Here is a 21,122-nt window from a genome sequence, read left to right as displayed (position 1 = left end):
CCGCTCCTCACCCGGCTTGCCACGAGTGACATCTATGATGCGCAAGAGGCCTATGTCGAACTGTTCGATCGGGGCGGGCGCACAGCTTGCATCTGTTCGAACATGTTCACGGTGAAAGCCGCGATCGCGGCCAGGCCATGGTCGACCTGCGCGAGCGGTACCTCGCCGCAGGGCTCGAGCCGACCGGCAATGAACTGCCCGATTACTTGCCGCTGTTTCTCGATTATTGTTCGACCCTGCCAGATGAGGCCGCGCGTGACATGCTGGCGGAACCGGGGGTGGTGCTGGTCGCGCTGGCCGCGCGGCTGGCAGATAAGGGGTCCGACTATGCTCCGCTGTTCGCCCTGCTGTGCGACATTGCCGGGGTCGAGATGGACGAAGAGGCGAAGAGCGCGCTTCCCCCGGCGGAAGATCCGGAAAGCCTCGAGGAGCTAGATGCGCAGTGGGAAGAAGAGGAAATCCGCTTCGGGGCTGAAGCGGTCCCCGATCCCAATGCGGCGTGTCCGAAGGTCGGCCAGATGCTCGATCGGATGCGCGAAACCCCAGCTACTCAATCCTCGGCAAGGAGCTGAGCCATGGAAGACTTCATCCACCACCTGCTTTACGGGATTTATCCCTATATCGCGCTCGCCATACTCACGATCGGCTCAATCATTCGCTTCGACCGGGAGCCCTATACATGGCGTTCGGGTTCCAGCCAGCTGCTGCGCCGCAAGCAGCTGATGGTTGGATCGGTCCTGTTCCATGTCGGGGTGCTGTTTATCTTTGTTGGGCACCTGGTTGGCCTGCTGACCCCGATCGCGCTGTTCGATGCTCTGGGTATCAGCCACGGAGCCAAGCAGTTGCTGGCGATTGTCGCCGGCGGAATTGCCGGCGTCGCAGCGATCATTGGCGCCACGTTGCTGATCCATCGCCGCTTCTTCGACCCCCGCGTCCGTGCGGCGTCGAATTTCAGCGACAACATGATCATCCTGATCCTCTGGGTCCAGTTGGCGCTGGGTCTTGCGACCATCCCGCTTTCGGCAGGTCATCTCGACGGCCATGAAATGGTCAAGTTCATGAACTGGGCGCAGGGCATCTTCACCTTCCAGGGTGATGCGGCGAGCTATATTGCCGATGTCCATATCATCTTCAAATTGCACCTGTTTCTGGGGCTCACGATCTTCGTGCTGTTTCCATTCACCCGCTTGGTGCACATGCTATCGGCTCCGGTGCGCTATTTGTGGCGTGGTGGTTATCAAGTCGTGCGTTCGCGCAAGAGCCTGAGCCATGGCTGACGTCATGGAGCATCCCAAAGTGGTCGTCGGCGGGGTCGAAATTCCCGCCGCCGCCATCGCCGCCGAGGTACAGAACCATCCGGCCCCGGACGCAGAGGAAGCCTGGCAGGAAGCGGCGCGGGCGCTCGCTGTCCGCCAGCTCCTGCTCGCGGAAGCGGACCGGCAAGAGATCGTCGCCGGTGAGTGTACCGATGTCGAAGGCCGCAAACTGGTCGAGGACGATGCCCGGATCGACGCTCTCCTGGTCGAGAATGTCATGGTGCCGAACGCAACCGCAGAGGAAGCAAGGCGCTTCTATGAAAACCACACCGACCGCTTCTGCAGCGAGACCTTGATCGAAGCGGAGCATATCCTCTTCTCCGCCAGCCCGGAGGACACTTTCAATTACAGTCTAGCCGTTGGCGATGCCCGTATGACTATTCGCGAGCTCGAAGCCAATCCAGCCAGCTTCGGCGAGTTGGCCAAGGCCAAATCTGCCTGTCCTTCGAAAGAACAGGGCGGCAATCTCGGCCAAATCGGGAAGGGCCAGACGGTCGCAGAGTTCGAGCAGGCGCTGTTCGGGTTGGTGGAAGGCGAGCTTTGCCGCGAACCGGTAAAGTCACCCTATGGTGTGCATGTAATCCGTGCTGGGCGCCGCGCCGAGGGCAGGCAATTGCCGTTCGAAGTGGTCGAGCAATCGATCCGCAACTACCTCGAGGAAGCCAGCTACCGCAAGGCCATGTCCCAGTATCTTTCGATCCTTGCCAGTGAGACCGAGATCGAAGGCGTCAATCTCGCTGCGGCAGAAGGTCCGCTGGTTCAGTGAACGATCATCGCATCCGAGATGTTCTGCCTTTGGCGACTGGCGGCTCGACGCAGCTGAGCGATAGTATCGGGCGGCGCTTCGAATATCTGCGCCTTTCGCTGACCGACGTCTGCAACTTTCGCTGCACCTATTGCCTCCCGGAGGGATACAAGAAGCCGTGCAATAAGCCGATCGAGTTGTCGGTTGAGGAGATTCGCAGAGCTGTCACCGCCTTTGCACAGCTCGGCCTCTGGAAAGTCCGCCTGACGGGCGGGGAACCGACCTTGCGGCGCGATTTCGAAGACGTCGTCCGTACGGTTTCGCAAGTGCCGGGGATCCGCAAAATTGCAATGACCACAAACGGTTACCGTCTCGCCCAGCGTGCGCAAGCATGGCGCGATTGCGGTGTGAGCGCGATCAATATCAGCGTGGATTCGCTCGATCCCGCCCGCTTCTCGGCCATCACCGGTCATGACCGGCTTACCGAGGTGATGCGCGGTATCGATGCAGCCGAAGCTGCAGGGTTTGAGAGCATCAAGCTCAATGCGGTGCTTATGCGCGGAGTGAATGATGATGAGCTAGAGGCGATGGTCGATTTCGTTGCCGTCCGCGATCTTTCGCTGCGTTTCATCGAAGTGATGCGAACGAACGACAACGCTTCCTTCTTCGACGAGCGCCATGTCGCGGGGCAGAGCGTCATCGACCGGCTGGAAGCTGTCGGATGGCAGCGGCTGCCTCGCGAGGTCGGTGCAGGCCCGGCCGTAGAGTTCGGCCATCCAGAGGCCAAGGGCCGCATCGGGATCATCGCCCCCTATTCGAAAGATTTCTGCGCAAGCTGCAATCGCCTGCGATTGTCATCCGACGGTAGATTGCATCTCTGCCTGTTTGGGGATGGCGGTTTCGATCTGCGACCGCTGTTGGCAGGGGATTCAGAAACGGACTTGGCCCAGCGCATTCGGGCGCTGGTTGGAGCCAAGGCATCCGCTCATCGTTTGCATGAGGGGAATAGCGGCGCGACACCGCACCTGGCATCGATAGGGGGATAAGGGATGGCTGAAGTCACGATCAGCGTCGAACTCTGCGGCCGACTGGCCGATCCATGCGGTCCGACTGTCGACATCCCGCTACCAGCCACGGGGCTTCACGTGCCTGATCTCCTGGCGAGTCTGGGCAGCACCTTTCCGCTCCTTCAAGATAGTCTGGCCAAAGGACGGATCCGGGCCTGTATCAATGAAACCATCGTTCCCGTCGATACGGTCGTGAGGCCCGGCGATGTCGTGGCGATCTTTCCTCCGGTGTCCGGTGGATGAGCATGATGGTCGAATTGCATGAGCGGGAGTTCGATCCTGCCGCGCTGCTCGCTCAGTTTTCAAGCGAGCTCGACGACGAAGGCGCAGTGGTGAGCTTCACTGGTCGTGCGCGTTCGCGGGCAAAGGATGGCGGCGACATTGAAGCTCTCATTCTGGAGAAGTATCGCGGTGTGACTTTGGCTTCGATGCGGGCCATTGCCGAAGATGCCCATACGCATTTTCCAATCTCAAGAAGCCATGTTGTCCATCGAGCAGGAAGGATATTTCCAGGCGAACCGATCGTCTTTGTCGCCACGGCGTCTGCGCATCGGCGCGCCGCCTTCGAAGCTGCCGATTACATGATGGACCGGCTGAAGACCGAGGCCGTGTTCTGGAAACGCGAAGAGTGTGAGAGTGGATCAAGCTGGATCGAACCGACCGATCAGGACCAATTGGACAACGCACGCTGGGATAGGCGCGCAGGTGAGGAATTATGCCGGGAATCGATGAAATGCTGACCTTCTATCCGTTGGGTGTCGCCGTTCTCACGATCTCCGACACTCGTACATTCGAGACCGACACCTCAGGCGCCTTGCTCGTCGAGCGCATGCAATCGGCGGGGCACAAGCTCATTGCGCGCGATATCGTGAAGGACGAGATCGAGGATATTCGCGTTTGCCTGCGCGAGTGGCTCGAAAACCCCGAAATCGAGATCATCCTGACCACCGGCGGGACTGGGTTTTCGCCGCGCGATCATACGCCGGAAGCTGTCAAGCCACTCCTCAAACGCGAAATGGATGGCTTCTCGGTGGCCTTTCACCAGAAGAGCATGCAAAGCGTTGGCGTCGCAACCATGCAGTCGCGCGCATTTGCAGGACAGGCGGGGGATGCTTTCATCTTCTGCGTGCCCGGTTCACCCGGAGCCTGCCGGGATGCCTGGGATGGCTTGCTTGAACTGGAATTCGACAGCCGTCACAAGCCATGCTCAATCGCGGGCGCGTTGCCGCGATTGCGGGATGTCTGCGCTTGATTACGGTTGATGAGGCGCTTGCTCGGCTTGAAGCCGAAGTCAGACCTCTGGCGATAGAGGAGGTCGCGCTTGCCTGCGCAACCGGGCGCGTGCTTGCCAAGTCGGTAACAGCTCGCAGTGCCGCGCCGCGCATGGCAGTTGCGGCAATGGATGGATTCGCGGTTCTGGACGCTTCGACATCCCCGGACGAGCCGATCAGGGTGGTTGGCGAAAGCCGTGCGGGATCGAGCTTCTCGGGAGAGGTTGGGCCGGGTGAGGCCGCGCGCATCTTTACTGGCGCTCCGATGCCAAAGGGCACTGACCGCTGCATAATGCAGGAATATGCTGAGCGCGAGGGCGGAATGGTGCGCTTTACCGAGGGCTATGGCCCCGGTTGGCATGTGCGCCAGGCTGGCAGCGACTTTGCGGCGGGTGACATCCTGCTGAAAGCAGGAACACGATTGTCACCTCGTGCAATGATCGCAGCGGCCGCTGCAGACCAGGCGACGGTGCAGGTTCATGCGCAGCCGAAGGTCGCCATCATAGGCACCGGAGACGAACTTGCGCCTCCCGGTGAGGGGCACCTCCGCGCCGATGCCATTCCCGAAAGCGTGACGCTCGGCGTTGCAGCCATGGCTGAGCAGGCTGGGGCGAAGATTGTCGATCGGGCGATCGGTGAGGACGCCTTACCTGCGCTTGAGCGACTTGCCGGTAAGGTGCTGGGCCTGGCCGATGTCGTGATCGTGACCGGCGGCGCTTCGGTGGGTGAGCGCGATTTTGCCAAGCCCATGTTTGCGCCTCACGGCCTCGAAGTGCTGTTCGCCAAAGTCGCGATGAAACCCGGAAAGCCTGTGTGGCTGGGAAGGGCAAAGGGCAAGTGGGTGCTCGGGCTTCCCGGTAATCCGACATCCGCCATGGTCACTGCGCGGTTGTTCCTGGTGCCACTGCTTGCGAAGCTGCAGGGCCAGGCAATCGGCCAGGTCTTACGCTGGCGGGAGTTGCCGCTTGAAGGGACGATACCCGAAACGGGCAGCCGTGAAACCTTCGTTCGCGCCTCTTGGGGTGAACGCGGATTGCGCCCACTCAGCAATCAGGAAAGCGGCGCTCAGGCCGCGCTCGCTCGAGCGGATTGGCTTATACGCTGCACGCCCGGAGGTTCAGCCCGCGCATCGGGCGATATTATAGTCGCTACCGAGTTCTAGCCTTAGTTTGATGGCCTTAGGAGCATGGCAGTGGTGACAACAAGGACTATGGAGCGGCATCGTGCATGGCAGGGTCCAGCTGTGCTGAGCTTTGGCTTCCGTCCATTCTTTCTTCTGGGAGCGATTTGGGCCGCGGCGGCGATGGTCCTCTGGATTGCTATCCTCTCCGGGCGACTAGTGTTGCCCACAGCGTTCGATCCGGTGAGCTGGCACGCGCATGAATTCTTGTTTGGCTATTTGGGCGCGATCATTGCCGGGTTCCTGTTGACGGCGGTCCCGAATTGGACCGGGCGATTGCCGGTCACCGGATGGGCGCTGGGTGGACTTGTGGCCTTATGGCTTGCGGGCCGCTTGGCGGTTACCGTTTCGCAATATCTCGATCCGATCGCGGTCGCGTCTGCCGACCTTGCAATGCTCCTCGTTCTGGCTGGGCTGCTAGGCCGGGAGATTGTCGCCGGGAAAAACTGGCGCAACCTGCCGGTTGTGGCTTTGCTCGGCGTGTTCTGTCTTGCGAATGGACTGTTCCACTGGGAATCTGCGACAGGGACCTTTGCTGCGCAGGGGTACGGGCTGCGTCTTGGACTAGGCGCCGCGGTGTTGATGATCGCCCTTATCGGAGGCCGGATCGTGCCCTCCTTCACGCGCAACTGGCTGGCGAAACGCGGGGACGGAAGATTGCCGGTCCCGCCGATGCAGGTCTTCGACAAGATTGCACTGGCTGGTTTGCTGGTTGCCATCTTGTGTTGGCTGGTGAGACCGGATGCACTGGTCACAGCCGTGTTCCTTGCGATCGCCGGAGTGCTCCACCTCGTTAGGCTTATGCGCTGGGCTGGGGACCGGACTGGAGCGGAGCCGCTCGTGCTGGTCTTGCACGCCGGTTATCTGTTCATACCGCTCGGCGCTTTGGCTGGCGCAGCCGAAACACTAGGCTATGGTTTCGTAGGGGCGGGGACGGCGCAACACCTGTGGATGGCAGGCGGGATCGGCCTCATGACCTTGGCCGTGATGACCCGCGCGACGCTCGGCCACACCGGGCGGGACCTGACAGCAGGGGGAGGGACGAAGGCTCTCTATATCGCGGTCATTGCGGCGGTCGCTGCCCGGCTCGCGGCGGGAATCTGGCCCGCTCAGGCGCAGCTGCTTCACGGCGTGTCGGGGGCGGCATGGATCGCGGCCTTTGGCGGGTTCGCGGGGATTTACGGTCCCCTGCTTCTGCGGCCGCGCAAAACCGGTTGAGCGATCGCAGGGGCGACAGCAAGCACGCGCTTCTTCCCGGACCTTATGGCTGCCGGAGCCTGCCTTCAGCACGTGCGAGCGTTTCAAGGTCGTTGATATTGGTGAAGGGATCGGTGCCTTGTTCCGGCGCCCAGTCGATGCGTTTCACCCCGACGCTTTCCGCGAAACGCCAGATCGAACGCCCTCCCGCCGCAACAAAGGCTTCGAGGGCGGTGCGCTCGACCCTCCACAAAGCGGTCATGGGGTGGTCGCGCCCGTTGCTCACTGGCATAGCACAGCATTGAGAGCCAATTTCCCGCGCAAGTCGTTCCGCCAAATCGGATGGTAGGAACGGCAGATCGCATCCGATCAGCAGGACTTGGTCACGGTCATGCTTTTCAGCGAAACTGAAGGCACTCTTCAAGGCGCTGATCGGACCAAGGCCTGCCGCTGCATCGACCAGTATCGGGATCGAGGTGTGTTCAAGCTGATCGGAATCGCGAACAGCAATAGCGATCAGATCGGAATGCTTACCTGCCCAATGCAAGGCATGGTCAAGAAGAGATTTCCCGGCCAGTATTTGAGCCGGCTTGCTTCCGCCCATGCGGCGTCCTTCGCCACCGGCGGCGATCACTATCGTTGGCGTTGCATCGGTCACGGGTAAAGCAAGTAGCGCTCCCAGCAAGCATTGTCCTGCTTTTCGAACACCACGCGGTCGTGCACCCGGTATTCTCCTTCGGTCCAGAACTCGAAGCGACGCGGTTCGATCCGGAATCCTGACCAGAACGGCGGGCGTCCTGGATCCTTCAGGGCAAAGGAAGATGTGAATCGAGCAATACGTGCAATCAGTTTCCTGCGGCTCTCAAGAGGGGCTGATTGCTTCGACGCCCATGCGCCGATCCTGCTGGCGAGCGGTCTTGAGGCGAAATAGGCATTAGCTTCCGCTTCGCTGACTGGCTGGACCGATCCCTCGATCCGGACCTGAAGGCGCAGAGGAGCCCAATGAAAGCAGAGGGCGGCATGGGGATTGGCTGCCAACTCGTTGGCCTTGCGACTGCCAAGATTAGTGTAAATCACGAAACCCGCTGCGTCGTGCCCTTTTAGCAAGACCATGCGGTTCGATGGTATGCCATCCTTGCTTGCTGTTGCGATATTGACCGCACTCGCATCTGCAATGTCGGGGTGCCGGGACGCTTCTGCATACCATGATCCGAAGAGTGCATGCGGATCGGCGGAAAGGCCGTTCATGAGCCCCTGCGATCTCGCCAGTCGGCCATACGGTCCCTGGATTGCCCGAATTCCATTCGGGCAATCGAGCGCAAGTGGACTTCATCGGGACCATCGGCAATCCGCAATGCGCGCATGCCGGCATAGACTTCAGCCAAGCCGAAATCGTCAGAAAGTCCGCCCGCGCCATGGGCCTGCATCGCGTGATCGAGAACGCGCAATGCCGTTCTCGGTGCAGCGACCTTGATCAAGGCGATCTCGAGTTTGGCCGCCTTGTTGCCCGCCTTGTCCATCATATCGGCGGCCTTGAGACAGAGCAGTCTTGTCATCTCGATATCCAACCGACCTTCACCCAAACGGTGTTCCCACACGGATTGTTCTGACAAGCGCTTTCCAAAAGCGATCCGCGACTGAAGCCGCTCCGCCATCTTCTCGATCGCGCGCTCAGCGGCGCCGATGGCCCGCATGCAATGGTGAATCCGCCCTGGTCCGAGCCGCCCCTGCGCGATTTCGAAGCCGCGACCCTCACCAAGGATGATGTTGCTGGCAGGAATCCGGACGTCGCGCAGCACGACTTCGCCGTGCCCATGCGGCGCGCCGTCATATCCGAACACCGGCAGCATCCGCACGATCTCTACGCCCGGCGCGTCCAGCGGAACGAGGACCTGTGATTGCTGCTGGTGGGTGTCCGCATCCGGGTCGGTCTTGCCCATGACGATTGCCAGCTTGCAACGCGGATCGCCAACTCCGGACGACCACCATTTGCGCCCGTTGATGACATATTCGTCCCCGTCACGGCGGATCGAGGTCTGGACGTTGGTCGCATCGGAAGAAGCGACATCCGGTTCGGTCATCAGAAAGGCCGAACGAATTTCTCCATCGAGCAGCGGGCGCAACCATTGCGCCTTTTGCTCCGGCGTTCCGTATCGGTGGAGCACCTCCATATTCCCGGTGTCGGGGGCTGAACAATTGAATGCTTCCGAAGCAAAGCCGACCCGCCCCATTTCTTCCGCACAGAGCGCATAGTCGAGGTTGCTGAGACCGGCTCCGCGATAGTCCTCCTCGTCATGCTCGGACGGCGGCAGGAACAGGTTCCACAAACCGTCGGAATAGGCGCGCGCCTTCAGTTCTTCGACAATCGGCGGCACTTGCCATCGTTCGCCTTCGTGTTTGCCTAGTTGGGATCGATATGTGTCTTCCGCACGATAGACATGTGCGTGCATGAAATCGCGCACGCGATTGCGCCAATGGGACTGATTGTCGGAAAGGCTGAAATCCATCGGTAGGGTGCTCGGCAGAAGTGTCTATTTCGCACCCAGAGATAGACTCTATCCGGCAATTTGAATTGATCTGGGTCAAGGCTCGTCCATCGAGTTTGTTCTCTAAGGGCGTTTATGGATAGCCGCGAACATATCGAGTTTGTTCAATCGCAATTGCTCCCGTGGCAACGTATCGGAGCGGGGCTTGCGCGGCCGGACGCCGAATACAAGATACTGAGCCGTGACCCCGAAACGGGTGCGTGCACCGCACTGATGCGGTACCCGGTCGGATGGTCTCGTATGGGGCCGGAGCATATTGTCGCGGATGAAGAGTTTTTCGTTCTCGATGGCTCGCTGGAAATGGATGGCGAGCTCTATGAAGCGGACAGCTATGCCTTCCTGCCCGCAGGCTGGACACGCAACAGCATGTCAAGCAAGAACGGCTGCGTCTTGATTGCATTCTACAATCGCGAACCCGTTCTCGTCGGAGATATCGGCGACTGCGACACGGCGCGTGCGATCTCGCATCTCAAGACCCGGCAGATGGCTTGGGATATGACGCTCAATGACTCCAATCTGCGCCATCTGGGAATCTCGCGAAAGGATCTGCGGACCGATCCGGAGAGCGGCGAACGCACGTTCCTATCGCTGATCCTGCCTCAATCGGAGCCGCCAAGCGGAGAGGGGCCGCAAGAAAGCCACCCGGTGGTGGAAGAGTGCTATATGATTGCCGGCTCGCTTGCCGGACCGCCTGGCACCATGCATCCGGGTGCCTATTTCTGGCGCCCGCCGGCCATTCCCCATGGCCCCTATGGTTCGCGCTGGGGCGCGGTTTCACTGATCCGCTTCGTTGGTGGCAAACACGAGAACGTCTGGAGCAAGAATGAAGCCGATTTTTCGTTCGACCAGGCCTACGATCCGGTCCTACCAGAACGCCTGGAGCATCTGCGCTATTCGTCGTGGCAAGGCCCGCTTCCCTTTTAGGAGTGCTCCAGTCATCAGGCCCGCCTATGATCGCCAAGATCAGTAAGAAGCGATCGCTGAAAAACGTTGAGCGCCCCGCACTTCTGAGGCGTCGCGTGCAACAGAAACCAGAAATTCTTCGTGGAACTCTTCGCTAACTCCCTGCGCATTCAGGTGTACGGTCAGCGGATGCGCGAGAGCCGAGCATTGGCAGCCTGTATTGCTGGCGCTATCCTGATCACATGGAATCACTCGAAATCGACGCAGCAATGAATTCTTGCCAAGCTTGCGCTGTTCGCAATCGGGCGATCTGTGCTGATCTCGACGACGAGGAAATAGGATTGCTTAACGCGATCGGGCGGAGAAAGAACCTTCGTGCAGGCGAACAGCTGCTGTGGGAAGGCGATGAGGCGATTATCGTTGCCAATGTGGTGGAAGGCGTCCTCAAGCTTTCGACCCAAACGGCAGACGGCAAAGAGCAGATTCTTGGGATGGTCTATCCATCGGATTTCCTCGGCCGTCCGTTTGGCGAGACCACACCCTATGGTGTCGAAGCGCTCAGCGACGCACAGGTCTGTGTATTCAGGCGCACCGATTTCGACAGATTTGCTCGCGAACATCCTCGTCTTGAGCACAAGTTGCTTGAGCGAACGCTCGCCGAACTGGACCGAACCCGGCGATGGATGGTCCTGCTGGGAAGGATGAATGCCGAACAGAAACTGGCTACATACCTCGTTGAGACGGCCGAGCGCCTCGTCCCAGCGACTTGCGAAGAAGCGGAGCCTGGCGACAAGCGAACAATCACCCTTCCTCTTTCCCGTCAGCAAATGGCAGACGTTCTCGGTCTCACCATTGAAACGGTAAGCCGGCACATCAGCAAGTTGAAGAAGGAAGGATTGATTGATCTTCCCGGCCGCAAAGAATTGACAATCAACTCGCTGAAGGCCCTTGCAGAACGAGGTGGCTAGCCGATTATGCTGTAGTTGCTTTGAGCCTGATTGTCTCGAAGCGGCAGGGCTCGCCGGACACTTTGATGCTTCCAGGACACCGACTGAATGGCCTCCAGAGGCGAAATAGTTGGTTTGACCAAAATCAAGGACGACGCTCATTTCATCGTGCATCTTCCGGTGATGCACTCGAAGCAATCAGCTGAAGCTTTGCCGACTTCCATCATTTTTGGGGGAACAAGAGCACCCGTGGCCTCGCTTGGCGCTGCCGAAGCGACGCATCTTCGTCTGCAGGCGCTCGCCAGATATGCTGGTGCTCGCTCGGGGGATTCTCGCGTTGTCGACAACAGGGTCAACCAGGTGGTGCTTGTCGTCGAGGGGGCGGTTAAGCTGATTGCCAGCGTTTCGGGTGGACGTACCCATGTCATGGGTTTCTACTTCAAAGACGACTTCATCTATCTTCCAGCACGAGAAACGCACGCCTACAACCTCTGCGCCTTAAAAGACTGCGAACTCATCGCCTTTCCGGCGACGGAGTTTATTCGATTGGCTCAGAACGACAGGGCGCTGAACAATAACTTCATTGGCCATCTGCTACGTACCCTCGGTCGAAGTCGCGAAAAGACCATTGCTTTAGGGCAGAAGACAGCGCGGGAACGGGTCGCGACTTTCCTGGTCAGCATGGCTGAACGGATCGGTTCTCCATTTTCCAATGGAGCTCTGCTCGATCTTCCGATGTCTCGCCGTGATATTGGCGAGAACATTGGGCTTACGATCGAAACTGTGAGCCGACAGATGACGGAGCTTCGAAATGCGGGCCTCGTGTCCACTTCGGGCAGGTCGCAAGTCAAGATCCTCGATCTGGCCGCACTGAAGCAAGAAGCCGGCCACTTCCCCGTCCTAACCTAACGCCGCTTCCGATGTTATGTTCGAATGGCGTCGCACCGTCGCACAAATGGGGTGTCGTAATCTTGACGATCGAAGGTCGATCCAGCGGCGCTAGAATTGATGCGGATCAAAGACGCCTTCGCAGAGTGCGAGCATCCAGAAACAATGTGGCCCTACTATCCAGAGCTGCTTGAGCAGTCTGTTCCGCGATATACTAGCTTCCCGACTGCGGCGGAGTTCGAGGCGATCGACGAAAGCGACTATCGCACCGCTGTCGAGTGCGCAGAGGGCGACGTCTCCCTCTATGTCCATATCCCGTTTTGTGAGAGGATCTGCCATTACTGCGGTTGCAATACCGGTGCCGCCGGACGCCGACACCGATTGGAATCCTATCTCGACGCGCTGCATCGCGAGATCGAAACGGTTTCGCGTCTGCTCCCCTCAAACTCACAGGTTCGCCGAATTGCATTTGGCGGCGGGAGCCCCAATGCGCTGGCGCCAACGGATTTCGTCCGGCTCGTCGATGATTTGATCATCCGCTTTCGGATATCCGATCCGGCATTCTCTATCGAACTTGACCCACGCACGATCTCTCGCGAATGGGCCGAGGTCATAAGGGCGCTAGGGATCGATCGTGCCAGCCTCGGCGTTCAGACACTCGCGCCCCATTGTCAGGAAGCGATAGGGCGCATTCAATCCGATGCCCTGATTGCAGAGGCTACCGAGCTGTTACGCAATGCCGGTGTGAAGTCGCTCAACTTCGACCTGATGTACGGCTTGCCCCAGCAATCCAGTGATGATCTGCTCGCTACTCTGCAGCGCACTGTTGCGCTCGGAGCTGACCGGATTGCACTGTTTGGCTATGCGCATATGCCGCACGCGGTACCGCGGCAACGCGCAGTGGATTGCCGCTCCATGCCGAACCGGGCCGCCAGGTTTGCCATGGCGGAGCTTGGCTTCACTTATCTTTGTTCGCACGGGTTCAGCCCGATCGGTTTCGACCATTTCGCGCGCTCCGCGACCGATCCGCTGGCGATTGCCGCGCAAGCAGGGGCTGTGCGCCGAAATTTCCAAGGGTTCACCGATGACGATGCGCCTGCCTTGATAGGCCTCGGCGCATCGGCAATCAGTTCGTTCGAGACGCTGCTCGCTCAAAATGAAAAGAATAGCGGTCGATACCGCATGCTGGCATCGGACGGTCGGATTGCGACAGTTCGGGGCGTGTCGAGATCGCCGGACGACCAAGTTCGGGGTCGAGTGATCGAGCAGCTTCTGTGTTGGGGGAAAGCTCAAGTGCCTCCTGAGCTCGAAGCCGAAACAAGCACGTTACTCCGTCCGTTTCTGGATCGCGGCCTAGCATCCCGCGAAGACGGCACCATTTCGATTACTCCGGATGGACTGCCATACTCGCGAGCAATTGCCGCTCAGTTCGACCCCTATCGCGAACACATGCCTGATCGCTTCAGTTCGGCGGTGTAGCTAAAGGTGAAGGTAAAAACAGAGCCACGACTCCTTTCGGACGCAATGCCTAGGAACGATCGCTTAGCGCCAGAATATTTACACCTTCAGACCCGCACCCGATACCCATCCGGCTTTCTTCGCGAACAGTCCTGAATCAGGTCAGCTGAGGACAGCAACCCGTTCCTTTCCGGCCGTGTTGGCAGCTGCGCTGCCTGCCCGCACCACCCGTCATGAACAGGTTTCCCTTGGAGCTTTGCTCCTGCGGTGCAGTCCTCCCATACCCTGCTTCTTTGGCAAGTTCGCAAGCCGGAGATGGTCTCCGGTTTGAGGAACTGAAGGACTTATACCATGACCAATATCGCAATCCTCACCGGCCGCATCGCCCGCGATCCCGACACCCGCGAGACCAAGGGCGGCACCAACGTCACCGGGATCACTGTCGTCACCGATCGCCCCGCGCGCGACAAGGACGGCAAGACCTACAAGGATGAAAACGGCTACACCGCCAAAGAAAGCGAGTTCCACCGGGTGACCTGCTTCAATGGCCTCGCCAAGACCGTCGGCCAGTATTGCACCAAGGGTCAGCTCGTCAGCGTCCAGGGCCGCATCCACTACACCCAGTGGGAGGACAAGGACGGGGTCACGCGCTACGGCACCGAGATCCTCGCCGACAAGGTCGACTTTCTCTCCCGCGGCAACGGCTCCGGCGAGAACGACGACAACAAGGATGCTCCCGAGATCGACTGAACTCTCCCGTCGATCTCTCTTCCGAAGGGGTCCTGTCCAAGCCGGACAGGGCCCCTTCTTGCGTTGTTCGAACTCTCTGACGGGGGAGGGGCCTGGCTCACGGTTGTCCCATTCTGATGGCCGCGCAACCGGCGCGTCAAGGACGGCAGGGTCCCACCATTTTGCCTCCCCTTCGCTGCGCTCCGGTCCGACAAAATCGTTACCCCTACCGCCGCTTCGCGGTCGCCCTTCGGGTCGATCCCTGACCCGCCGGTCGCCCGCCCATCCGTCCTGCTCCTGCCGTCAACGGCAGACATCAGGAGGATATCATGGCTTCAATTGCTAAGCACAATTCGAACTCTGAACGCTACTTTGCCGCTCTGGCTGTGGCAGAGCGACGGGCGCTGCACAGCTTCTTTGATCAGCACATCGTCGAGGACCGCGAACTGGGATACTTTGCCCTGGACGAGGGCGACTACAACGCGCTTCCGGCACACCTTGCAGCGCGCGTAGTGCATACGGTGCATGGGGCAATGTCAGACGAGTTCTGACCGCGCGGAGAGGGCAGGGACTGGGAAAGGTTCTTGTCTTTTTTCATGCTCGCAGGGGCGAGGGTTGGCGATGTCGCAGTCCGAAAGTTGGACGAATAATCGGCCGCCTCTGGATCCAACCAAGACCAGACTGTTTAGCATAACGGTTCATTGCGCCGGGCAATACACCTGCCCCTCTGCCTTCATATCCGACCGGACCAGAGCATTGGCCGCTGATGTTGGCTATTTGGTCCCCATTCCGGAACATCTGAGGAAAATTCCAGGCCGGATATCTCGGTTCAAAACAAAAAATTCCGCCGCTAAAGTCGACGCTGCGCTACGCTTCCGTTTTGAAACGAAAGCATTTTCTCCGATGATTTGACCGGGGAAGCAACTGGTGACTGACGCGCACTTGAGAATGGGCTTGACCCAGCACACCGTACGCAGCGGGTGCTGCAATGGAAGGCGCGGAATTGCTTCGCGAATTCACGAAATTTCGCCGATACCATCTTCTGTGCCGGATCCGGTCCACTTGCGTTCTCGTCCGTGCCGAGTCGGCACAGATCCATTTAATCTGCTGAAAAGCGACGTGAATTTTCCGTTTTCCTACACCCCCTGCTGCGGCCTAGAGTGGCACTTGCCTTTCGAAGGGTGAGCCAGGTTCTTTGAACACAAGGAACTTGGAAAAATGCAAAGACACCACCGGTTCGTGACCTATGTCACGCCCCTGATCGCCGAATGGATCAGGAAACAAGCAGACGAGCGCAGGGTCAGCGCGAGTATCGTTGTTTGCGATTGCATCTTCGATGCCTGGCAGCGCGCGACCGAAGCTGATCTGAGGACGCCGGCGACCGATCCGGTGCGCCAGCACATCTTCATCACGGTCGCATTGGATGCGCTGCTTACGCATCATCCCGACAGCACTCTGCGCGACAGAACGGTCGCTGCCTACCAGCGCCGGCTGGAACGCCTCGGTATCGTTGCACCCCGATCCATGGGAGGCGACGATGAAGCATAATCTCGTCAACTTCACCCGCGGCAGCCAGCTCCTCGGGCATTTCGGCTTCATGTTTGCCGCGGGCCTCAAGGGACCCCTGATCGTGACACTCCTGGTCGTTCTCGGGCTGGTCTATTGGGACGTAAGCAGCGCGCTAGACGACTATCAGGTCTACCTCCTGTGGATGCATGCCTATGCCTCTGGTTATGCCTTCATGGAGTTCGATCCGGACAAGCTTGTGAACCTCAAGCTGGCCGATGGGAACCTCGTTGCTTTTCCTATTTCCGTCGTGACCGATTACCCGCCGATGCGCGAAGCGGTCGCGCTATTCCGGAGCGCGGTGATCAGCGCCTTGTGGCTTGCTGGGTTCATTCTTGCGCCGCTCTTCGCTCTTTTCTGGTGGGTTGCCGAACGCTTCGGCGAGAGATCGAAACAGAAGAGGCATGTACGCGGGGCGGAGCTTGCTACCTTGCGCGAACTTGACCGGGAGATCGCCGCGCACAACCGCGATGCCCGTGCCCGCGAATATGGCTATGCGCTGGGCTGGCGCTGGCGTCTGGCCGGGTCGACTTCGCTGCGGGATGCGGGCTTCTATTCACCCGCGCATCTCGCCGGGGTCAGCTGGCCCTGGCGTCTTGAGCAGAGTCACGCGATGCTTGTTGGCACAACCGGGACAGGCAAGACCGTCGTCCTAACCGAGCTTACCAGGGAGATCCGTGAACGGGGCGAACGTGCGGTCATTTTCGATCTTACCGGGGCCTTTGTCGAAACCTTCTACGATCCCAAACGCGACATCATTCTAAACCCGCTCGACGCGCGTTGCCCCGCCTGGAGCGTGTTCAACGATTGCTCCACGCGTGCCGAATTCCATGCCGCGGCGGAGTCGCTCGTCCCGCATGATGGGGGCGGCGCCGAACAGTTCTGGGTGCTCGCCGCGCGCACGCTGTTCGTCGAGACCTGTCTCAAGCTCGCCGAAGCTGGGAGGGGCACCAACGCCGCGCTCGCCCACGAACTCATGAACGCCGATCTCTCCGATCTGCACCGCCTCGTCGAAGATACCATGGCCGGTCCCATCAGTACGCCGAGCGCGGCGCGCATGGCGGAATCGGTGCGTGCAGTGTTCAATGTCAACGCCAAGGCGCTCCAGATGCTGCCCGAAGACGGGACGCCCTTTTCGGTCCGCGAGTGGGTCAACGGGGCAGGTAAACCGGGCTCTATCCTGTTTCTGTCCGCGCGCTACATCGACATGAGCGTGCTCTCGCAGTTGCTCACGCTGTGGCTCGATACCGCGATCAATACGCTGATGGCGGGCCAGCGCTCGCGGGACATCAGGCTCTGGTTCCTGATCGACGAACTTGGCGCGCTGCATCGCCTGCCTTCACTCGAAAAGGGCCTCCAGACCGCGCGCAATTTCGGGGGCGCGATCGTCACCGGGATTCATGCCTTTGCCAAGCTCAAGGATGTCTACGGTGAGAACATGGCGATGACCCTCTCCTCGCTTGCCCGCACCAAGCTGATCCTTGGCACAGCAGATCGCGAGACCGCCACCTGGTGTTCCGATATCATCGGCCACCGCGAGGTTCGCGAGATGGAGGAAGGTTACAGCTACGGCTACAACAATGCGCGTGACGCGGTCAGCCTGACGCCCCGGCGCCAGGTCGTACCACTGCTGCTTCCTGACGAGCTGATGAAGCTCAAGAACCTTCATGGTTTCATCAAGTTTCCCGAAGGATTTCCGGCGGCACCCGTGGTTCTCGCACCGCGCAACTGGCCTCGGGTAGCCGAAGGCTTCATTCCCCGCGATATGCCGAAGCCACCGCCGCAGACCCGGCACTCTGATGGTAAAGATGGAGCAGGGGGCGGTGCCGGAGCAGCCTCTGAAACAGGCGACAATGATGGTGATCCTCGCCGGATGAGGGACGCGCACGATCGCTCCGACAGCGCTGAAAAGAAAGCCGACAAGGAAGACAAAAAGGAACTGCGCCGGACCCGTCGCAGCAACAAGGGCGATCAGGCTCGACCGGACCAGACAAGGAAGCGTCGCGATCCGAATGCGCGAGGGAAAAGGGCGACATCGGACCCTCAGCGGCCGGCTCAATCCGAACTTCCTCTGTCTTCGAAAGCTGAGGAGCACCGCGGCATGGAGCAACGGGCTGTGCCTTCCGCCAGGTCCGATATTCCGGATCCCGCAGCGCATCAGCGGGCACAGGTCGCGCGCGGCAAGGCCGACCAGAGGCTCCAGGAAGAGCAGCAGAAGTCGCTTCTTGGCGGTGCAGCGAAGCAGGGTCGCGATGCCGATCAGGGGCAGGACCATGGTCACGATTACGGGGACTTCGACCCGGATATGTGACGCTCGACCGGGGAGGGGACGAGGGCCAAGAGAAAGTGATCCCAGCCCATGCTTTCCGTCGCCAACGTCCGCTCGCCTTCGGCGGCCGCGAGCTATTTCGCTTCGGACAATTACTACGCCAGCGCCGATGCCGATCGTTCGGGCCAATGGATCGGTGATAGCGCGAAACGCCTCGGTCTTGAGGGCAAGGTCGAGGCTAAGGCGTTTGATGCTCTGCTGCGCGGTGAGCTGCCCGACGGCAACAGCGTCGGCAATCCCGGCCAGGCGCACCGGTCGGGCACCGATCTCACTTTCTCGGTGCCCAAGAGCTGGTCGCTGCTGGCGCTCGTCGGGAAGGACGAACGGATTATCGCCGCCTACCGCGAAGCCGTCCTCGAAGCGCTGCACTGGGCTGAGAAGAATGCGGCCGAGACCCGGATGGTCGAGAAAGGCAAGATCGTCACGCAGTCGACGGGAAACCTTGCGATCGGCCTGTTCCAGCACGACACCAACCGCAACCAGGAGCCGAACCTCCATTTCCATGCGGTCATCGCCAATGTCACACAAGGCAAGGACGGCAAGTGGCGCACGCTCAAGAACGACCGGCTCTGGCAGCTCAACACCACGCTCAATGCTATCGCGATGGCGCGCTTTCGCATCGCTGTCGAGAAGCTTGGCTACGAGCCGGGACCGAACCTCAAGCACGGCAATTTCGAAGCGCGCGGTATCACCCGCGAACAGGTCATGGCGTTCTCGAGCCGCCGCCAGGAAGTGCTCGATGCGCGGCGCGGTCCTGGTCTTGAAGCAGGCCGCATCGCCGCGCTCGATACGCGCGCCAGCAAGGACACGATCGAGGACCGCGAAACCTTGGGCAAGCTCTGGAGCGAAACCGCGAAATCGATCGGGTTGGACCTCGCGCCCTTGGTCGAGCGGGCCCGGACCCGCACACTGAAACAGTCGATCGAAACTGGCAGGTTCGGCTCGCTTGTCGAGCGCGGGCGCGCATGGCTGGGACGCTTCGCCGCGCATGTCAGGGGCGATCCGGCTGATCCGCTTGTGCCCAAGTCGGTCCTCAGACAGGACCGTAAGACGATCGCAGCGGCACAGGCCGTCGCTTCGGCGGTGCGTCATCTTTCGCAGCGCGAGGCTGCCTTCGAGCGCACCGCGCTCTACAAGGCTGCGCTCGATTTCGGGTTGCCAGCGACGATTGCCGATATTGAAAAACGGACCCGCGCCTTGGTGCGCTCCGGCGACCTCATAGCGGGCAAGGGAGAGCACACGGGCTGGCTGGCTTCGCGAGACGCGGTGATCGCCGAGCAGCGGATCTTGACCGAGGTTGCCGCTGGCAAGGGTGCGAGCTCGTCTGCAGTTGAGCCGGGAAGCGCAAACGCTCGTGTCCAGTCCGCTGCAATGGCAGGGCAGGGGTTCCGGCTGAATGCGGGTCAGCTCGGAGCGGCGAAGCTGATCTTGACGTCCGAAGATCGAACGATCGCGGTCCAGGGAATTGCAGGTGCCGGCAAGAGCAGCGTTCTGAAGCCCGTCGCCGAGGTGCTGCGCGACGATGGCCGCCCGGTCATCGGGCTCGCGATCCAGAACACGCTCGTCCAGATGCTCGAACGCGACACCGGCATCGGCTCGCAGACGCTGGCCCGCTTTCTTGGTGGCTGGAAAAAGCTGCTCGACGATCCTGGCAACGCGGCGCTTCGCGCGGAGGCAAAGGCGGCGCTGAAAGACCATGTGCTTGTCCTCGACGAGGCTTCGATGGTCTCGAATGAGGACAAGGAAAAGCTCGTCCGCCTCGCCAATCTGGCTGGCGTTCACCGCCTGGTCCTGATGGGGGACCGCAAGCAGCTCGGCGCAGTTGATGCGGGCAAACCCTTCGCGCTCCTGCAGCGGACGGGCATGGCGAGCGCTGAAATGGCGACCAACCTGCGCGCCCGCGACCCCGTCATCCGCGAGGCGCAGGCGGCAGCGCAGGCGGGTGATGTACGCACGGCGCTGCGTCACCTGCAGCCGCACACACTCGAGGCCAAGGGCGATGGCGCGCTGGTCGCTGCTGACACCTGGTTGGCGCTCGACAAGGACACCCGCTCGCGCACCTCGATCTACGCTTCGGGCCGCGCCATCCGCTCTGCGGTCAATGCTGCCGTCCAGCAGGGACTTCTCGCCAATGGCGAGATCGGACCGGGCAAGGCCGAGCTTGGAGTGCTGGATCGCGTCAACACGACCCGCGAAGAACTGCGACATCTGTCAGCCTACCAGCCTGGCCGGGTGCTCGAGGTCTCGAGAAAGCAACAGGCCCTGGGACTGTCAGCGGGCGAGTATCGTGTCTTGGGACAGGACCGGAAGGGCAGGCAGGTCGAAGTCGCGGACAAGCGCGGCAAGCGGTTCCGGTTCGATCCCGCGCGGATCAGGGCAGGGAAGGGCGACCAGAATCTGACCTTGCATGAGTCAAGAAAGCTCGAGATCCATGAAGGCGACCGGATCCGCTGGACCCGCAACGATCATCGCCGCGGCCTCTTCAATGCCGACCAGGCCAAGGTGGTTGCCGTTGTCGGCGGGAAGGTCACTTTCGAAACTTCCAAGGGAGACCAGGTTGAGCTCAAAAAGGACGATCCGATGCTGAAGCGGATCGATCTTGCCTATGCGCTCAACGCCCACATGGCGCAGGGTCTGACATCCGATCGCGGCATTGCAGTCATGGACAGCCGCGAGCGCAACCTGTCGAACCAGAAAACGTTCCTGGTGACGATCACGAGGCTTCGCGATCACCTGACACTCGTCGTCGACAGTTCGGACAGGCTCGGAGCAGCCGTGGCACGCAACAAAGGCGAGAAGGCCTCGGCCCTCGAGGTCACCGCACAGTTGACGCCGACAGAAAAGAAAAACGGCGAACTTGATCAGCTGAAACCGGAAGAGGCCAACAAGGCCGAAAAGGAACTCGCCCGAAGCAAGAGCAAGACACTGGACTTCGGGATTTGAAGGGCCGCTATGTGCAAGATTTTCTGACGAATTGGGC

The 21,122-nt window shown here is 60.3% G+C and carries 20 protein-coding genes and 1 pseudogene; 18 read left to right on the top strand and 3 right to left on the bottom strand.

Going from position 1 to position 21,122, the window contains the following annotated elements; translation table 11 throughout:
• Window positions 1-80: 80 nt before the first annotated feature.
• The 9 genes and pseudogenes from narJ to KDC96_RS06855 form a co-directional block, all read left to right on the top strand.
• Window positions 81-572, top strand: a pseudogene (narJ, locus tag KDC96_RS06895) (nitrate reductase molybdenum cofactor assembly chaperone); the annotation flags it as partial.
• Between the two features lie 3 nt (window positions 573-575).
• Complete coding sequence (gene narI, locus KDC96_RS06890) at window positions 576-1,277, top strand: respiratory nitrate reductase subunit gamma (protein WP_212451755.1); 702 nt, start codon at window positions 576-578, stop codon at window positions 1,275-1,277.
• Complete coding sequence (locus tag KDC96_RS06885; RefSeq protein WP_212451753.1) at window positions 1,270-2,082, top strand: peptidylprolyl isomerase; 813 nt, start codon at window positions 1,270-1,272, stop codon at window positions 2,080-2,082. The genes narI and KDC96_RS06885 overlap by 8 nt, the downstream gene beginning before the upstream one ends.
• A complete protein-coding gene (gene moaA / locus KDC96_RS06880; protein ID WP_249171960.1) occupies window positions 2,079-3,107 on the top strand; it encodes a GTP 3',8-cyclase MoaA in 1,029 nt (342 codons plus the stop codon). The genes KDC96_RS06885 and moaA overlap by 4 nt, the downstream gene beginning before the upstream one ends.
• Window positions 3,108-3,110: 3 nt before the next feature.
• A complete protein-coding gene (locus KDC96_RS06875; protein ID WP_212451752.1) occupies window positions 3,111-3,371 on the top strand; it encodes a MoaD/ThiS family protein in 261 nt (86 codons plus the stop codon).
• A complete protein-coding gene (locus KDC96_RS06870) occupies window positions 3,368-3,868 on the top strand; it encodes a molybdenum cofactor biosynthesis protein MoaE (protein ID WP_212451750.1) in 501 nt (166 codons plus the stop codon). The genes KDC96_RS06875 and KDC96_RS06870 overlap by 4 nt, the downstream gene beginning before the upstream one ends.
• The gene (locus tag KDC96_RS06865; protein WP_212451748.1) at window positions 3,844-4,380 is read left to right on the top strand and encodes a molybdenum cofactor synthesis domain-containing protein; all 537 of its coding nucleotides are present in this window, start codon (window positions 3,844-3,846) and stop codon (window positions 4,378-4,380) included. The genes KDC96_RS06870 and KDC96_RS06865 overlap by 25 nt, the downstream gene beginning before the upstream one ends.
• Window positions 4,332-5,561 (top strand): molybdopterin molybdotransferase MoeA, encoded by a 1,230-nt coding sequence (locus tag KDC96_RS06860; RefSeq protein ID WP_212451746.1) that lies wholly within the window; start codon window positions 4,332-4,334, stop codon window positions 5,559-5,561. Before KDC96_RS06865 ends, KDC96_RS06860 begins: the two co-directional genes overlap by 49 nt.
• A gap of 81 nt (window positions 5,562-5,642) precedes the next feature.
• Window positions 5,643-6,797 carry an NnrS family protein gene (locus KDC96_RS06855; protein ID WP_212451744.1) on the top strand — a complete coding sequence of 385 codons (1,155 nt, stop codon included), beginning with the start codon at window positions 5,643-5,645 and terminating at the stop codon, window positions 6,795-6,797.
• A gap of 43 nt (window positions 6,798-6,840) precedes the next feature.
• On the opposite strand, the gene KDC96_RS06850 is transcribed toward KDC96_RS06855, so the two are convergent.
• Genes KDC96_RS06850 through KDC96_RS06840 form a run of 3 tightly spaced genes read right to left on the bottom strand, consistent with a single transcriptional unit; the run spans window position 6,841 to window position 9,283 of the window.
• Complete coding sequence (locus KDC96_RS06850; RefSeq protein ID WP_212451742.1) at window positions 6,841-7,434, bottom strand: molybdenum cofactor guanylyltransferase; 594 nt, start codon at window positions 7,432-7,434, stop codon at window positions 6,841-6,843.
• A complete protein-coding gene (gene pdxH, locus KDC96_RS06845) occupies window positions 7,431-8,024 on the bottom strand; it encodes a pyridoxamine 5'-phosphate oxidase (protein WP_212451740.1) in 594 nt (197 codons plus the stop codon). The genes KDC96_RS06850 and pdxH overlap by 4 nt, the downstream gene beginning before the upstream one ends.
• Window positions 8,021-9,283 (bottom strand): acyl-CoA dehydrogenase family protein, encoded by a 1,263-nt coding sequence (locus KDC96_RS06840; protein WP_212451738.1) that lies wholly within the window; start codon window positions 9,281-9,283, stop codon window positions 8,021-8,023. Before KDC96_RS06840 ends, pdxH begins: the two co-directional genes overlap by 4 nt.
• 114 nt (window positions 9,284-9,397) lie before the next feature.
• Here KDC96_RS06840 and KDC96_RS06835 point away from each other — a divergent pair, with 114 nt between their 5' ends.
• The 9 genes from KDC96_RS06835 to mobF all read left to right on the top strand — a co-directional run bounded on the left by KDC96_RS06835 (window position 9,398) and on the right by mobF (window position 21,085).
• Entirely contained in the window at window positions 9,398-10,246 is an 849-nt protein-coding gene (locus tag KDC96_RS06835) for a cupin domain-containing protein (RefSeq protein ID WP_212451736.1), read from the top strand.
• A gap of 248 nt (window positions 10,247-10,494) precedes the next feature.
• Window positions 10,495-11,193: a Crp/Fnr family transcriptional regulator gene (locus KDC96_RS06830; RefSeq protein ID WP_212452471.1), complete on the top strand. Its 699-nt coding sequence runs from the start codon at window positions 10,495-10,497 to the stop codon at window positions 11,191-11,193.
• A gap of 114 nt (window positions 11,194-11,307) precedes the next feature.
• Window positions 11,308-12,081, top strand: a complete 774-nt coding sequence (locus KDC96_RS06825; RefSeq protein ID WP_212451734.1) for a Crp/Fnr family transcriptional regulator — start codon at window positions 11,308-11,310, stop codon at window positions 12,079-12,081.
• A gap of 99 nt (window positions 12,082-12,180) precedes the next feature.
• Window positions 12,181-13,539 carry an oxygen-independent coproporphyrinogen III oxidase gene (gene hemN / locus KDC96_RS06820; RefSeq protein WP_371815551.1) on the top strand — a complete coding sequence of 453 codons (1,359 nt, stop codon included), beginning with the start codon at window positions 12,181-12,183 and terminating at the stop codon, window positions 13,537-13,539.
• A gap of 330 nt (window positions 13,540-13,869) precedes the next feature.
• Window positions 13,870-14,268 carry a single-stranded DNA-binding protein gene (locus KDC96_RS06815; protein WP_054588550.1) on the top strand — a complete coding sequence of 133 codons (399 nt, stop codon included), beginning with the start codon at window positions 13,870-13,872 and terminating at the stop codon, window positions 14,266-14,268.
• Window positions 14,269-14,576: 308 nt separating this feature from the next.
• Window positions 14,577-14,798, top strand: coding sequence for a hypothetical protein (locus tag KDC96_RS06810; RefSeq protein ID WP_212451723.1), 222 nt, complete (start codon window positions 14,577-14,579; stop codon window positions 14,796-14,798).
• 688 nt (window positions 14,799-15,486) lie between these two features.
• The gene (locus KDC96_RS06805) at window positions 15,487-15,795 is read left to right on the top strand and encodes a hypothetical protein (RefSeq protein WP_249171959.1); all 309 of its coding nucleotides are present in this window, start codon (window positions 15,487-15,489) and stop codon (window positions 15,793-15,795) included.
• A complete protein-coding gene (locus KDC96_RS06800; protein WP_212451718.1) occupies window positions 15,785-18,124 on the top strand; it encodes a type IV secretion system DNA-binding domain-containing protein in 2,340 nt (779 codons plus the stop codon). Before KDC96_RS06805 ends, KDC96_RS06800 begins: the two co-directional genes overlap by 11 nt.
• Before the next feature lie 48 nt (window positions 18,125-18,172).
• On the top strand, window positions 18,173-21,085 hold the full coding sequence (gene mobF, locus KDC96_RS06795) for a MobF family relaxase (RefSeq protein WP_212451716.1): 2,913 nt from the start codon (window positions 18,173-18,175) through the stop codon (window positions 21,083-21,085).
• Window positions 21,086-21,122 lie beyond the last annotated feature (37 nt).

Source organism: Erythrobacter sp. JK5, assembly GCF_018205975.1.
Classification (GTDB): Bacteria; Pseudomonadota; Alphaproteobacteria; order Sphingomonadales; family Sphingomonadaceae; genus Erythrobacter.
This window is presented reverse-complemented; position numbering and strand designations above follow the sequence as displayed.